Annotated in this window: 15 protein-coding genes; 6 read left to right on the top strand and 9 right to left on the bottom strand. The window is 57.9% G+C overall.

Annotated elements, in window-relative coordinates:
* Window positions 1-71 precede the first annotated feature (71 nt).
* Complete coding sequence (locus ACOTTU_RS09800) at window positions 72-602, bottom strand: invasion associated locus B family protein (protein WP_298916405.1); 531 nt, start codon at window positions 600-602, stop codon at window positions 72-74.
* Window positions 603-779: 177 nt separating this feature from the next.
* On the opposite strand from ACOTTU_RS09800, the gene ACOTTU_RS09795 reads away from it, so the two are divergent.
* A complete protein-coding gene (locus tag ACOTTU_RS09795) occupies window positions 780-1,760 on the top strand; it encodes an asparaginase (RefSeq protein ID WP_425657700.1) in 981 nt (326 codons plus the stop codon).
* On the opposite strand, the gene ACOTTU_RS09790 is transcribed toward ACOTTU_RS09795, so the two are convergent.
* Together ACOTTU_RS09790 and serB are read right to left on the bottom strand one after the other, a co-directional pair.
* Entirely contained in the window at window positions 1,761-2,075 is a 315-nt protein-coding gene (locus ACOTTU_RS09790; protein WP_425657698.1) for a hypothetical protein, read from the bottom strand.
* A gap of 60 nt (window positions 2,076-2,135) precedes the next feature.
* Window positions 2,136-3,014, bottom strand: a complete 879-nt coding sequence (gene serB, locus ACOTTU_RS09785) for a phosphoserine phosphatase SerB (protein WP_425657696.1) — start codon at window positions 3,012-3,014, stop codon at window positions 2,136-2,138.
* Between the two features lie 158 nt (window positions 3,015-3,172).
* Between serB and ACOTTU_RS09780 the strand changes: the two genes are divergently transcribed.
* From ACOTTU_RS09780 to ACOTTU_RS09770, 3 genes are all read left to right on the top strand, one after another.
* Window positions 3,173-4,327: a phosphoserine transaminase gene (locus tag ACOTTU_RS09780; RefSeq protein WP_425657694.1), complete on the top strand. Its 1,155-nt coding sequence runs from the start codon at window positions 3,173-3,175 to the stop codon at window positions 4,325-4,327.
* 54 nt (window positions 4,328-4,381) lie between these two features.
* Entirely contained in the window at window positions 4,382-5,977 is a 1,596-nt protein-coding gene (gene serA / locus ACOTTU_RS09775) for a phosphoglycerate dehydrogenase (RefSeq protein ID WP_425657692.1), read from the top strand.
* 65 nt (window positions 5,978-6,042) lie between these two features.
* Window positions 6,043-6,771: a metallophosphoesterase family protein gene (locus tag ACOTTU_RS09770; RefSeq protein WP_425657690.1), complete on the top strand. Its 729-nt coding sequence runs from the start codon at window positions 6,043-6,045 to the stop codon at window positions 6,769-6,771.
* Here the strand turns inward: ACOTTU_RS09770 and ACOTTU_RS09765 are convergent.
* From ACOTTU_RS09765 to ACOTTU_RS09750, 4 genes are all read right to left on the bottom strand, one after another.
* Window positions 6,739-7,143 (bottom strand): hypothetical protein, encoded by a 405-nt coding sequence (locus tag ACOTTU_RS09765; RefSeq protein WP_425657688.1) that lies wholly within the window; start codon window positions 7,141-7,143, stop codon window positions 6,739-6,741. The two genes, ACOTTU_RS09770 and ACOTTU_RS09765, sit on opposite strands and share 33 nt — an antisense overlap.
* Complete coding sequence (tdh, locus tag ACOTTU_RS09760; RefSeq protein ID WP_425657686.1) at window positions 7,131-8,171, bottom strand: L-threonine 3-dehydrogenase; 1,041 nt, start codon at window positions 8,169-8,171, stop codon at window positions 7,131-7,133. Before tdh ends, ACOTTU_RS09765 begins: the two co-directional genes overlap by 13 nt.
* Entirely contained in the window at window positions 8,171-9,355 is a 1,185-nt protein-coding gene (locus tag ACOTTU_RS09755; RefSeq protein WP_425657684.1) for a glycine C-acetyltransferase, read from the bottom strand. Before ACOTTU_RS09755 ends, tdh begins: the two co-directional genes overlap by 1 nt.
* Before the next feature lie 97 nt (window positions 9,356-9,452).
* Window positions 9,453-10,019, bottom strand: a complete 567-nt coding sequence (locus tag ACOTTU_RS09750; protein ID WP_425657682.1) for a helix-turn-helix domain-containing protein — start codon at window positions 10,017-10,019, stop codon at window positions 9,453-9,455.
* 120 nt (window positions 10,020-10,139) lie between these two features.
* On the opposite strand from ACOTTU_RS09750, the gene ACOTTU_RS09745 reads away from it, so the two are divergent.
* Window positions 10,140-11,318 (top strand): acetyl-CoA C-acyltransferase family protein, encoded by a 1,179-nt coding sequence (locus tag ACOTTU_RS09745; protein ID WP_425657680.1) that lies wholly within the window; start codon window positions 10,140-10,142, stop codon window positions 11,316-11,318.
* Here the strand turns inward: ACOTTU_RS09745 and ubiB are convergent, their stop codons facing one another.
* Together ubiB and ubiE are read right to left on the bottom strand one after the other, a co-directional pair.
* The gene (gene ubiB / locus ACOTTU_RS09740; protein WP_425657678.1) at window positions 11,319-12,863 is read right to left on the bottom strand and encodes a 2-polyprenylphenol 6-hydroxylase; all 1,545 of its coding nucleotides are present in this window, start codon (window positions 12,861-12,863) and stop codon (window positions 11,319-11,321) included.
* 1 nt (window position 12,864) lies between these two features.
* Window positions 12,865-13,617: a bifunctional demethylmenaquinone methyltransferase/2-methoxy-6-polyprenyl-1,4-benzoquinol methylase UbiE gene (gene ubiE / locus ACOTTU_RS09735; RefSeq protein ID WP_425657676.1), complete on the bottom strand. Its 753-nt coding sequence runs from the start codon at window positions 13,615-13,617 to the stop codon at window positions 12,865-12,867.
* Window positions 13,618-13,703: 86 nt separating this feature from the next.
* Between ubiE and mutM the strand changes: the two genes are divergently transcribed.
* Window positions 13,704-14,555, top strand: a complete 852-nt coding sequence (mutM, locus tag ACOTTU_RS09730) for a bifunctional DNA-formamidopyrimidine glycosylase/DNA-(apurinic or apyrimidinic site) lyase (RefSeq protein WP_425657674.1) — start codon at window positions 13,704-13,706, stop codon at window positions 14,553-14,555.
* Window positions 14,556-14,568: the final 13 nt, after the last annotated feature.

Genomic DNA, 14,568 nt, shown 5'->3' with positions numbered 1-14,568 from the left:
CGTGGCGAAGAGGTGCCTCTATACAGAGCTTTGCGCCAGGATCAAAAGGAAAAGCCTGCCTCGACCTGTGACTATCCGGCGCAGCGTTTCTGGGCTTCTTCCAATGCAGCCGTAAATCCGCGCAGAGAAAATGTATCCTTCGTAGTCGTACCCCGGCTGGACAGACCCGTTACAGTGGCATCAGCACCTCGTTTCATCGCATCAACAATCTTGCTGTCCTCTGCGGTATTCTCTGGCCAGGCCCATTCTCCATCGGTGAACAATGCATAGTTGCTTCCACTGATGTCCAGATTCACCTTCGATCCGCTGGCAAACGGGTAGCCCCCCGTGAATGTCACTTGCGCGTTCGCACCAGAGCCCGGACGGTAAAACACCATCAGCAATATTTGACCACGGGTCGCCGCAACCACCCGCCCATCGCGCGTATTGACGGTCTTTGTCGGGACCGAAACACTCCAACATTCTTTGGGATTTGTGTCTTCGTAGACACTCCAATCGGTCTTTTCAGCCACCAGATTGGTACTCTGATCCTGCGCCTGTGCTGCCATGCCGATCAGCGCCAATGCTGAGACAAAACCAACAAAACCCTTATTAATTCGCATGTTTACAGCCTCCAGCCGTCCTTAACCTCAATGTCCCTGTGATCTGCCCGGCACGCCTTTTTCGACGCGCTCTCTTGCATGACCGGTCATTCTTCTCGACAAGTGGCACAGTAACGCAAAACCCGCGAGCCCCGAAAGGGCGATTAGCAGGTTTTTGCCAAATTCTTGAGGTTAAAAATGACACAAGCCGCCCCAATGGTCGAAATCTGGCGTGGGGACTTCCTCGAAAGCGCCCATTCCGGCCATGCTGTGGTCTGCAATGCGGCAGGAGAGATCGTGCATTCCTGGGGCAATCCGGAGGCAATTGTGTTCCCGCGCAGCTCCTCCAAGATGATCCAGGCGTTGCCGCTCATCACTTCAGGGGCCGCAGATCAAGCCGGGCTGACAACCAAACATCTGGCGCTTGCATGTGCGTCGCACAATGGTGCTGCAATCCACACGGATCGGGTCGGCACCTGGCTGGACACGCTTGGACTGGACGATGATGCATTGCGTTGCGGCCCCCAGCTTCCCGATGATTCCGATGCGCGCAACCAGCTCATCCGCGCGTATCAGGCCCCCTGCCAGATTCACAACAACTGCTCCGGCAAACACACAGGATTCCTGACCCTTGCCAAGCACATTGGCGCAACCGGGGATTACAATGACCCCGATCATGCGGTGCAAAAAGCCTGTCTGGAAGCATTTGAGGAAACCACCGGGGAAACCTCGCCGGGTTTTGGTATTGACGGATGTTCTGCGCCAAATCACGCTGCAACTTTGCGTGGTATTGCCCGCGCCATGGCGCATTTCGCTGCGGCGCCCGCCGGAAGTGCCGCTGCCCGATTGCACGAAGCCATGCGGCTGCATCCTGATCTTGTGGCCGGCGAAGGACGCGCTTGTACTGAATTGATGCGGGCCATGAACGGTCAGGTCGCCATCAAAACAGGGGCGGAGGCATTTTTTACCGCCATTTTGCCTGAACAGAAACTCGGCGTCGCCCTCAAGATCGTTGACGGTGCCACGCGCGCCTCTGAATGTGCAATCGCTGCCATACTGGTGAAATTGGGCGTGTTAGAGCCTGATCATCCAGCCACGCTCAAGCGCTTGGACGCGCCGATTACAAACCGTCGGGATATCCAAACCGGCTGGATCAGGGCCACCGCCGGCCTCATCTGATCACATCTGGTGAATTTCCGCGACCTCGATTGAACCTGTGCCATCCACGACCATTGGGCACCCTTTCGCCAAATCTGCCGCCGCATCAATGTCATCCGCCGTGACAACCGTATAACCGGAGATGGGATTTGCCCCGCCGCCATCCGTTACGCTATCGTTGGTTACCGTCTTGGACATGCCGACAGGATTTCCAGGATCAACAACCGCAGCACCCATGGTTTCAAACCACGCTTGCCAGGCGGCCATGGTCTTGGCGATTTCCTCTTCCCCTTCCGGCGTATGACCTCCGTGGTAGGCAAAAATGAAGTTTGGCATCTGCTGTCCTCCCATCCAGATAGGGTAACCATAGCACATTACTGGCCGGGCCGCGCCTGATCAGTCATTCACGAATTCGGCAGCGGTGTACCCCTGAAGAAAAAGCAGCGCTGTCAGATCGCCGTGGTTGATCCGCACATCGCATTGGGCGGCAACGGCGGGTTTGGCATGGAGCGCGACGCCGGTTCCCGCACGGCCCAGCATGCCCAGGTCATTTGCACCATCGCCCACCGCGATAACATCCCGTTCGGCCAGCCCCAATCGCCGCGTGATTTCTGACAAAGCGTCGATTTTTGCCTGTTTGCCCAGAATGGGTTCCCCGACTTCTCCGGTCAGAATGTCATTTCTGGCGATCAGTGAATTTGCCCGGTTCTCATCAAAACCCAGTTTTTGTGCAACGACGCTGGTAAAATCCGTGAAGCCACCCGACACCAGCGCCGCGTGAGCGCCATCCGCTTTCATGGTGCACAGGAGCACCCGCCCACCGGGCATGTAGGTGATCCGCTCCTCAAGCACCTTGGTAATTGTGGACACAGGCAACCCTTTCAACAGGCCCACGCGGGCACGCAAGGCGTCTTCAAAGTCCAGCTCGCCGTTCATGGCACGCGCCGTGATCTCCTTGACCTTAATGCCCACGCCTGCCTCATCGGCCAGTTCATCAATGCACTCCTGCTCGATCATGGTGCTGTCCATGTCCGCCAAAAGCATCTTCTTGCGGCGTCCTTCCATAGGCTGCACCACAAGATCAACGCCCTGTTGCTGAAGCTCAGCCCATATATCCCAGCGATTTCCCGGAATTTGCGCGATTGCGAATTCAGCTGCCTCGTCCGGGGCCAACCAGATGGCGTCCCCGCCGCCCCAGGCATTGCGCAGCGCGTCGACCAACGAGGGCTCAAGATTCCGGACCGCTGGCGCGACCAGCAAGGTGACAATGTACATGGGCAGTGTTTCCGATCGGCGATGCAGGTGTCGCAAAAAAGCGAATTTGCGGCGTTCTAGCGCCGTTTTTCCCGTTGCACCAGACCACAGACCGCCATAGACCCGTCCGTGGGACACCCTTCCCCAACGAAGGGCGCATATCTGGAAGGATAGCATCAATGGCTAACCAAAAACCGTCCGCGCGGCCGGCTAATCCGCATTTTTCTTCTGGCCCCTGTGCCAAACCCCCCACCCATAATCTGGCAAAACTGGCCTCCGCGCCTCTGGGACGCTCGCATCGCGCAGCCCCTGGCAAGGCAAAACTGCTGGAAGCGATCGAGACGACGCGCGACATCCTCGGCGTGCCCGACGATTACCGCATCGGGATCGTACCAGCCTCCGACACCGGCGCATTCGAAATGGCAATGTGGTCGCTGCTCGGGGAACGCCCGGCAGAGATGGTCGCCTGGGAAAGCTTTGGAGCGGGTTGGGTCACGGATGTGGCCAAGCAGCTGAAAATCGACCACACCGTGCACACCGCCAACTACGGCGAGATCGTCGATATGGCCGCGCTGAACTACGACAATGACGTCTGTTTCACTTGGAACGGCACAACCTCCGGCGTGCGCCTGCCGTCGGGCGATGTCATCCCATCGGATCGCAAGGGGCTAACTCTTTGCGATGCGACCTCTGCCGCATTTGCTGTCGATTTGCCTTGGGGCAAGCTCGATGTCACGACCTTCTCCTGGCAGAAGGTGCTGGGCGGCGAGGCGGCGCACGGCATGCTGATCCTGTCACCCCGCGCAGTGGAGCGGCTGGAAAATTACACGCCACCCTGGCCGATGCCAAAGATTTTTCGCCTGACAAAAGGCGACAAGCTGATCGAGGGCATCTTCAAAGGCGAGACGATCAACACGCCCTCAATGCTCTGTGTCGAAGACTACCTGCAATCGCTGGAATGGGCCAAATCCGTGGGCGGCTTGCCCGGCTTGATCGCACGGGCAGATGCCAATACAGCCGCCATAACGGCCTTTGTAGAGCAACATAACTGGATCAACTTCCTCGCAACCGATCCGGCGACACGGTCGAATACATCGGTCTGCCTGAAATTCGCCAGTGACGATGTGACCGATGGTGCCGCTTTTGCCAAAGCAGTGGCCAAGCGGCTGGCGGACGAAGGCGTTGCACTCGACATCGGCGCTTACCGCGATGCCCCGGCGGGCCTGCGCATCTGGTGCGGCGGCACGGTGGAGACCTCGGATATAGAGGCGATGCTGCCCTGGGTCGCATGGGCCTTCGAGGCCGAAATCGAAGCACAATTGGCGTCGGCATAACCTGCCGGCCTACCCCATCCTGACATACTAAAGTTTCAAGAAATGGAGCCCCAAATGGCCCCCAAAGTACTCATCTCCGACAAACTCTCGGAAGCCGCCGTGCAGATTTTCCGTGACCGCGGCATCGACGTGGATTTTCAGCCCGATGTTGGCAAGGACAAGGAAAAGCTCGCCGCCATCATTGGCAGCTATGACGGTCTCGCGATCCGATCCGCCACCAAGGTGACGGAGAAGATCATCGCAGCGGCGAGCAACCTCAAAGTCATCGGGCGCGCTGGAATCGGCACCGACAACATCGACAAGGAAGCAGCCTCTAAAAAGGGCATTATTGTCATGAACACGCCCTTCGGCAATATGATCACGACCGCCGAACACGCGATTGCAATGATGTTTGCAGTGGCCCGTCAGATACCCGAAGCCTCCGCCTCGACCCATGATGGTAAATGGGAAAAATCCAAATTCATGGGGGTTGAACTGACCGGCAAGACTTTGGGTGTCATCGGTGCTGGTAATATCGGAGGTATTGTCTGCGACCGGGCGCGAGCGCTCAAAATGAAGGTGCTGGCCTACGATCCCTTCCTCGGTGAGGAAAAAGCCAAGAAAATGGGCGTGGAGAAAGTTGATCTGGACGATCTTTTGGGCCGTGCGGACTTCATCACCTTACACGTGCCCTTCACCGACCAGACCGCTAATATCCTCAGCGCTGAGGCGATCGCCAAAACCAAGAAGGGAGTGCGGATCATCAACTGTGCACGCGGCGGGCTGGTTGACGAAGAGGCTTTGGCCGAGGCGCTGAAATCCGGCCATGTCGCGGGCGCAGCTTTCGATGTTTTCGCCAAGGAACCGGCCAATGAAAACGCGCTGTTCCATCTGCCCAATGTAGTTTGCACCCCGCATCTGGGCGCTGCCACGACCGAAGCGCAGGAAAATGTCGCGCTTCAGGTCGCCGAACAGATGTCTAACTATCTCTTGACCGGCGCTGTAGAAAATGCGCTCAACATGCCGTCTGTCACGGCTGAGGAAGCCCGCGTGATGGGGCCTTGGGTGAAATTGGCAGGCTATCTGGGGAGTTTCACAGGCCAGATGACCGACGAACCCATCAGGGCAATCAATATTCTGTATGACGGCGTTGTGGCGGACATGAACCTCGATGCACTCAATTGCGGCGTTATTGCGGGGATCATGAAAAAGGCCAACCCGGATGTGAATATGGTATCCGCACCCTTTATCGCCAAGGAACGCGGCATCCAGATATCAACAACCAATCAGGATAAGTCGGGCACATTCGACGGCTATATGAAGGTGACCGTCGTGACGGCCAAACGGGAACGCTCGATCGCGGGCACCGTCTTTTCCGATGGCAAACCGCGTTTCATCCAGATCAAGGGCATCAATATTGATGCGGAGGTCGGCGCGCATATGCTCTACACCACCAACAAGGACATGCCCGGGATCATCGGGACGCTGGGGCAAACACTGGGAGATGGTGGTGTGAACATCGCCAATTTTACATTGGGGCGCGCCGAGGCCGGCGGAGAGGCGATCGCCCTTCTTTACGTGGATGAAGCCGTGCCGGCGGAATCGCGTGCAAAGCTTGCCGAAACCGGGCTTTTCACGCAAATCAAACCACTTGCCTTTGATGTAGCCTAAAGCACTGTGCCGCAGGAATTGCGCCTGCGGCACGTCACCATCCACCTTTTGGAAAGCCAATTGAAATGACTGGACCAATTTACGCGATCGGGGACGTGCATGGCCAACTCGAAGAGTTGCACCGTGTGTTGGCTTTGATCGAGGCGGACGGCGGCGCGGACGCTCAAGTGGTCTTTGTGGGTGACTATGTGGATCGTGGGCCCGATAGCCGGGGTGTCGTGCAATTCCTGATGGATGCGCAGGTCGCAGGCCGGAACTGGATCATGCTCAAGGGCAATCACGACCGGTATCTGACGCGCTTTCTGGATCAGTCGATTGTTCACGATCCCGCCACCCGAGCCGATTTGTCGTGGTTCAACCCGCGCTTGGGCGGAGACAAGACGATGGCCTCGTACGGCGTACTTGCGGAGGAGGAAACACCTCTTGGCGAGATACATGCCGCGGCCATACAGGCGGTTCCGCAATCTCACCGGGACTTTCTGAATGAGCGCCCATTGATGCACATCACCGATGACCTGGTCTTTGTGCACGCGGGTATTCGACCCAAGGTGCCTTTGGAGGACCAGATTGAAGATGACCTGATCTGGATCAGGCAACCCTTTCTGGATTATCGCAAGGCCCATGATCGCCTTGTCGTGCATGGGCATACGGCGCTGGATCATCCCGAACACGCCGGAAACCGGGTCAATCTGGATGGCGGTGCCGGTTATTTTCGCCCGCTGCACGCCGCTGTCTTTGAAGGCACAGAATGTTGGTTGCTGTCAGCAAACGGGCGCATTCCGTTGCGGCCATAGAGCGGCGATAATCATCGCCCATCCCAACGCGCCCTGACTATAGTGGCTCAGATTGGCGTCCGATGTAAAAGTCAAAAGGTGCAGAAGATGCGTGGGACTAGGTGCGGTTTTGACGATCCATTGCACCGGAAGCCCGTCAAACAGAATCAGGTAGTAAAAATAGTAGATTTGCGGGGAAAGCCAGACAAAGAGCCAGAACGCAACAAGCGCCAACGCGCAGCGCCAAACCCAAGCGCGATGCCGTGCCAGCCGTCCTGCGCACCAGATCATCGCAACGGACAGAAACGCCGATACCGCAGCCAGCCCGATCTGCCCGGCCGTAGAGAGGGTGAAAAAGCTGTCCTGCCCGTACAGCGCCTCTACCCCGTCCAATCCAGAACAACCTTCCCGGATTGCCCCGATTTCATGGCCGCAAATCCGGCCTCGAAATCATCGACCCCAAACCGATGTGTGATCACGCGGCTGACGTCCAACCCGTTCTGCAACATGGCGATCATCTTGTACCAGGTCTCGAAGATCTCACGCCCGTAGACACCCTTGATCGTGATCGCCTTAAAGACGATGCGGCTCCAGTCCACGGGACTTTTGCCCGGCGGAATACCCAGCATCGCGATCCGCCCGCCCATGGTCATGGCATCCACCATTTGATCCAGCGCCCGCTGGTTTCCGGACATTTCCAGGCCCACGTCAAAGCCCTGTTTCATCTTGAGGTGCGAAATTGTCTCGGCCAGATCGGCTTCTGCGACATTGACCGGCACAACGTCAGTGACACGCGCGGCAAGGTCCAGACGGTCGGGGTTTATGTCCGTGATGACAACGTGTCGCGCACCCACGTGACGCGCCACCGCCGCCGCCATGATCCCGATGGGACCCGCGCCCGTGATCAAAACATCCTCGCCCACCAGATCGAAGCTGAGTGCTGTGTGCACCGCATTGCCCAGGGGATCAAGAATAGCCCCGATATCGTCGGAAATCTCATCCGGCAGCGGCACCACATTGAAGGCGGGCAGCTTGAGGTATTGCGCAAAGGCGCCCTGTTCATTGACACCGATACCGCGGGTGGCGGGATCGAGATGGAACTTGCCTGCGCGGCTCTGACGCGAGGTTTTCCCGATCAGATGCCCCTCGCCGGAGCATCGCTGACCAATCTCCAGATCACTCACGTTCCGGCCGACATCAACGATCTCGCCCGCAAACTCATGACCTGTGATCATGGGGACAGGCACGGTCGCTGACGCCCAGTCGTCCCAGTTCCAGATGTGAATGTCGGTGCCACAGATACCCGTCTTGTTGATCTTGATCAGCACGTCATCCGGACCGATTTCCGGGACGGGTGCATGGGTCATCCAAAGCCCCTCGCGCGGGTGCAGTTTGGACAGCGCTTTCATTTCGTTGGTCATCAGATTACTCCACAGGCTTTGCCCGCAACCTCAAAGGCACGCAAGGCGCGGTCCAGATCGTCACGGCTAAGTGCTGCATTCATTTGCGTGCGGATACGTGCCTGCCCCCGCGGCACAACGGGAAAGAAAAACCCTGACACAAACACCCCTTCTTCGAATAATCTGGCCGCCATGTCCTGCGCCAGTTGCGCCTCACCCAACATGACCGGAATGATCGGATGCTCACCGGGCAAGAGCGAAAACCCCAGCTTTTCCAGCCCCTCACGCCAATAGCGCGCATTCTCAAAGAGCCGCGTCCGTAAATCATCGCCCTGTTCCACAAGGTCCAGTGCTTTCAGCCCCGCAGCCACAATGGATGGCGGCAAGGAGTTGGAAAAAAGATAAGGCCGCGCGCGCTGGCGCAACAGATCAATGATGGGTTGCGGCCCGGCAATATAACCACCAATCGCCCCGCCCAGCGCTTTGCCGAGCGTGCCTGTCAGGATATCGACATCGACACCCGCGTGGGCTGGTGTCCCTTCACCTTTGGGGCCCATGAACCCGGTCGCATGGCAATCATCGACCATCACCATGGCATCATATTTCGCAGCGAGCTCGTTGATTTCTGGCAGCTTTGCCAGATAGCCGTCCATGCTAAAAACACCATCTGTCGCGATGAGAATGAACCGAGCACCATCTTCACGCGCCTGCCGCAGCTGACCTTCCAGATCATCCATATCGGAATTGGCATAACGGTATCTTTTGGCTTTACAGAGCCTGATACCATCAATGATTGATGCATGGTTGAGCGCATCCGAGACAACAGCATCCTCAGGGCCAAGGAGAGGCTCGAAGAGCCCGCCATTTGCATCGAAACACGCGGCAAAAAGAATGGACTCGTCCTTGCCGAGGAACCGGGCCAGTTTCTGTTCCAGTTCCCGGTGAATATCCTGCGTGCCACAAATGAACCGCACGGAGGCCATGCCAAATCCGCGTGGGTCCATCGCGCTCCTGGCGGCCTCGATCAGGTCAAGATGATCCGCCAATCCGAGGTAATTGTTGGCGCATAGATTAATGACCTCGCGCGGGCCGACGGAGATTTGCGCGCCTTGCGGAGAGGTAATCATGCGCTCGCGTTTCAACATCCCGTCGGCCTCGATCTGAGCGAGCGTTGCGGTGATGTGGTCGAGGTATTCCTGCGTCATGATAGCGACTCCCTTTCTCCGTTCCGTCTAACATAGTGGACAGAAATCCGAAATAGGGGATGTTCACAATAGCGGAAAAATTCCGTGATCCCGGAAATCAGGCGTCCTGAACCACCAAAAACGCGCGAACATCGCCCCCGTTGGCGGCAATTCGGTGAGGCACATCTGCTGCATATCGCGCGGTGTCGCCGGCCTGCAAAACGCTGTTCGCCTCCCCGCTCGTTACCGTCACCGACCCTTCTATCACCGTCAGATGTTCCCTTGCCCCACGGGTGTGCGGTTGGCTGTCGAGCGACCCCCCATTCGCAATGGTGATCTCGTAGACCTCATGTTTGCCGGCCTCTTCGGGGGGCGAGAGAATGCGAATACGACAACCAGACCCGAGATTATCAATGGTGGGCACGTCGGCTGCGCGCAGTGTTTCGATTTGCGGCGCAGAAGGCGCGCCATCCAGCAGACCGGCAAAATCGACCTGCAAAGCGCGCGTCAGATTCCAAAGCGTTGCAATCGTCGGGCTGCTTTCGCCGCGTTCAATCTGGCTGACCATAGATCGTGACACACCGGAAAGCCTGGCAACAGCGTCCAGAGACAACCCCTGCTCACGCCGCGCGTCTTTCAGGCGGGCGGGCAGCTGGTTCAGGATGGCATTATCGGATTCCGTCATGTCGGAGGTGTCGCCGATATCAAGGATTCTGTCAATTGAGCGATGCCCCCTGACGAAACGTCGCTGCTGACAATCACGCCAAGCCGTCCCATAGTCGCAAACAACGGAAAGGACATTCTCATGACCCAAGACATCGTAATTCTGGACGGCGCACGCACAGCAATCGGCACCTTTGGTGGCGCGCTGGCAGGAACCACGCCCATTGATTTGGGGGCCGTTGCGGGCAAGGCGGCGCTGGACAGAGCGGGCGTGGAGGGCGCGCAGATCGGGCATGTCGCCTTTGGTCACGTGATCAATACCGGACCGCGGGACATGTACCTTAGCCGAGTTGCGGCCATGCAGGCGAGTGTTCCGGACACGGTTCCTGCGATGAATGTCAATCGGCTCTGTGGCTCGGGCGTTCAGGCGATTGTGTCGGTGGTGCAGTCGCTGATGCTAGGGGACGCAGACTTCGGGCTCGCGGGGGGTGCCGAAAACATGTCCCGGTCGCCTTTCATCGTGCCGGACCAGCGTTGGGGGGCCAAGATGGGGGACATCCGCACGCTGGACATGATGCTGGGCGCCTTGAACTGCCCGTTTGGCACGGGGCACATGGGTGTGACGGCGGAAAACGTTGCCAAGGAAAATGACATCACCCGGCAAGAACAGGATGCATTTGCGCTGGAAAGCCAGAAACGTGCTGCAGCGGCCATCGACGCGGGGCACTTCGCAAGCCAGATCACACCGGTCGACGTGCGCGTCAGACGGGACACTGTGGCCTTTGAGCGCGACGAGCATCCCAAAGCGACCACAGCCGAGGCTTTGGCAGGGCTGCGCGCGGTATTTCAGAAAGACGGCAGCGTGACGGCCGGAAATGCCAGCGGGATCAATGATGGTGCTGCGGCGCTTGTCCTCGCGACGGCGGAGGCAGCAGAAAAGGCGGGCCTGAAACCAAAGGCGCGCGTATTGGGATATGCGCATGCCGGGGTGCGCCCGGAGGTTATGGGCATTGGTCCGGTGCCTGCAGTCCAGAACCTATTGGCCCGAACGGGGCTCAGCGCCGAAGATTTTGACGTGATCGAAAGCAATGAAGCCTTTGCCGCGCAAGCCCTCGCCGTCAGCAAATCGCTGGGATTTGACCCGGCCAAAGTGAACCCCAACGGCGGGGCCATCGCGCTGGGGCACCCGGTTGGCGCAACAGGTGCGATCATCACCGTCAAAGCGCTCTATGAGCTTGAGCGCATTCAGGGGTCAAAAGCGCTGATCACCATGTGCATCGGCGGCGGTCAGGGTATTGCTCTCGCGATTGAACGCATCTGATCAGAAAATCTGATCCATCAGGATTATGCTCGTGGTCACGCCCGCGCCGATGGACACGCCCAGAACAACGGCGAGAAAAATACGCTCGCCAAGACCCCGCCCGCGCGGGGCTTCATCCAGATTGCTTTGGCGGACAAGGGCAGCCTCGACCATCCCCGGCATCCGTGGTCCGAAACGGGCCACAACGCGCGCGGTTTTTGCCAGATCGGACAGCACCGCCTTGGGACCGATGGATTTGGAAATATAGTCACTGACGATGGGTTTGGCCACTTGCCAGATGTTGATCTGAGGGTTGAGCGACCGTGCGACGCCCTCGACAACCACCATCGTGCGCTGCAACAGAATAAGCTCAGTGCGGGTTTCCATGCCGAAGCGTTCTGTCACCTCGAAAAGGTAATTCAGCAAGCGCCCCATGGAAATATGCGTGGCATCCATGCCAAAGATCGGCTCACCCACAGCGCGCAAGGCCCGCGCAAATTCATCCACATCCTTGTCGGCGGGCACATAACCGGCCTCAAAATGCACTTCGGCCACGCGTTTGTAATCCTTGCGGATAAATCCAAACAGGATCTCCGCGTAGACGCGGCGCGTATATTCATCAATGTGCCCCATGATCCCGAAATCATAGGCGATCACGTTGCCATTCGGCGCGACCTTGAGGTTGCCCTGATGCATGTCCGCGTGGAAATACCCATCCCGCAGCGCATGATTGAGAAAAAGCTGCAAGACCCGTTCGCTGAGCAGCACGCGGTCGTGCCCGGCGGTATCAATTGCGTCATTGTCGCCCATCGGTGCGCCGTCCGCCCATTCCAGCGTCATCACGCGACGGGCGGAATATTCCCATTTGACCAGCGGCAGTTGGAAGCCTTCATCGTCCTTCGTGTTGGCGGCAAATTCCGAGGCCGCTGATGATTCCAGACGCAGATCAAGTTCGCCGCGTACCACACCGTCGAAATGCTCGATCACTTCCATCGGGCGCAACCGACGGGATCCGGGAGAGAAAATCTCAACCATGCTGGCGGCAAGGTAAAAAGCGTCGATGTCCTTGCGGAAGGCTTTTTCGATGTTCGGACGCAGGACCTTGACGGCGACCTCTTCACCCGTTGTCGCCAATGTTGCCTTGTGAACCTGCGCAATCGACGCGGCAGCAACGGGCTCACTGAAAGCAGAGAACATCTGATCCACCGGCAGGCCCAATTCCCGTTGTACCTCTGCCTTGGCTTCTTCGACCGAAAAGGGTGGCAGTTTGTCCTGCAGCACACGCAACTGAATAGCCAGTTCATCTCCAACAACATCCGGACGCGTCGAGAGGATTTGGCCAAACTTGATATACGCAGGCCCCAGTGCCGTCAGCGCGCGTGTGGCCGGCGGCATATTCGGATCGCCCTTATAGCCCAGCCATTTGAACGGCAGGCCCAGCGCACGGGCGACAAAACGCAAGGCAGGCGGCGCTTCAAAAGCGTCCAGTACAACCTGCATGGCGCCAGTGCGTTCCAGCGTCGCGCCAGTACGGATCAGCCGCCAGATGTTGTGAGGGCCGCGCACGTCAGAGTTTCCAGCCTGAATGAAGGCAGGCCACACCCATGGTCATATTGCGATACTTGGCGTTCTCGAACCCGGCATCACGCACCATCTGCAGAAATGTTTCCTGATCAGGGAAGTTGCGGATCGATTCCACCAGATATTGGTAGCTGTCACGGTCGTTTGCGATCATTTGACCCATGCGCGGGATCACGTTGAAACTATAAAGGTCATAGGCCTTCTGCATCATCGGATTGGGCAACTGACTGAACTCCAGCACCATCAGACGCCCGCCCGGACGCAGGACGCGAAACGCCTCTTTCAGGGCATCCTGCGGGCGCGTTACATTCCGAATGCCAAAACTGATGGTGTAGACGTCAAATGTATTGTCGTCGAAGGGCAAGGCCATCGCATCGCCGACCACCCAATCGAGACTGTCCTGCATCTGCTCGGCTTCGGCGCGCTGACGACCAGCGACAAGCATCGGTTCTGTCAGGTCCAGCACCGTTGCATGACCTGATCCCGCGCGTTTAAGGAAGCGGAAGGAAATATCGCCAGTACCCCCCGCCACATCCAGCAGCTTTTGCCCGACACGCGGCGCCAGCCAATCCATCATTGCGTCTTTCCACAGCCGGTGAATGCCGCCCGACATCACGTCATTCATGATGTCGTATTTGCTGGCCACGGAACTGAAGACGCCCTGAACGCGTTCGGCTTTTTCGCCTTCGGGAACGGTTTCAAACCCGAAATGGGTGGTTTTGTCGCTGTGATCAGTCATCGGCTCTTGTGGTCCTTGCGGTTCGGACTTTGTTATAGGGTTCTGGGTGCCATGCACAATGCGGCCCTTTGGCCACAGGGGTGAATATGCCGGAGCTACCAGAAGTCGAGACCGTAAAACGCGGCCTCACACCCGCCATGGAAGGGATCATCATTGCGAAAGCGGAGGTGAACCGGCCTGATCTGCGTTGGCCTTTTCCCCCGGACATGGCCGTCCGGTTGACCGGTCAGCGTGTTGAGCGGCTGCGCAGGCGGTCGAAATACATTCTCGCGGATCTCGGTTCCGGAGAAACGCTGCTGATCCATCTGGGGATGTCCGGGCGGATGCTGGTTTCGGGTGATCCCCTGGGGCAATTCGCCCACAATCATCCCGCGCCGCAAAAACACGACCATGTGGTGCTGCACATGGGGAATGGTGCGCGCATCACCTTCAATGATCCGCGCCGGTTCGGCGCAATGGACCTTCTGGAGACCGCAACAGCAGATGCGCACAAGCTTTTGGCCGTCCTTGGGCCCGAGCCCTTGGGCAATGATTTTCACGAGGCGCATCTGATCTCCGCCTTCAAAAACAAGCTGAGTCCCGTCAAATCGGCACTTCTCGACCAGCATATCATTGCCGGGTTGGGCAACATCTACGTTTGTGAAGCGCTTTTCCGGGCCAAAATCAAACCGACACAAAAAGCCGGAAAACTATCTAAACCTAAGGTTGCAAGTCTCGTTCCCATCATCCGAGACGTTCTGTCAGAGGCCATCGAGGCGGGGGGATCTTCCTTGCGGGATTTCCGCCAAGCTGATGGAGAACTTGGATATTTCCAGCATAACTTTGATGTATATGGCCGCGAAGGAGAACCCTGTCGCACCCCCAATTGCCCTGGCGTCATCAAGCGAATCGTTCAGTCCGGACGCTCATCTTTCTATTGCGCGCAATGTCAAAGATAGCTTGAACCCAGCA

Origin of the sequence: Roseobacter sp. EG26 (assembly GCF_049830555.1) — a bacterium.
GTDB lineage: Bacteria > Pseudomonadota > Alphaproteobacteria > Rhodobacterales > Rhodobacteraceae > Roseobacter.
Note: the sequence above shows the minus strand (reverse complement) of the source record. Positions and strands in the feature narration are given on the sequence as shown.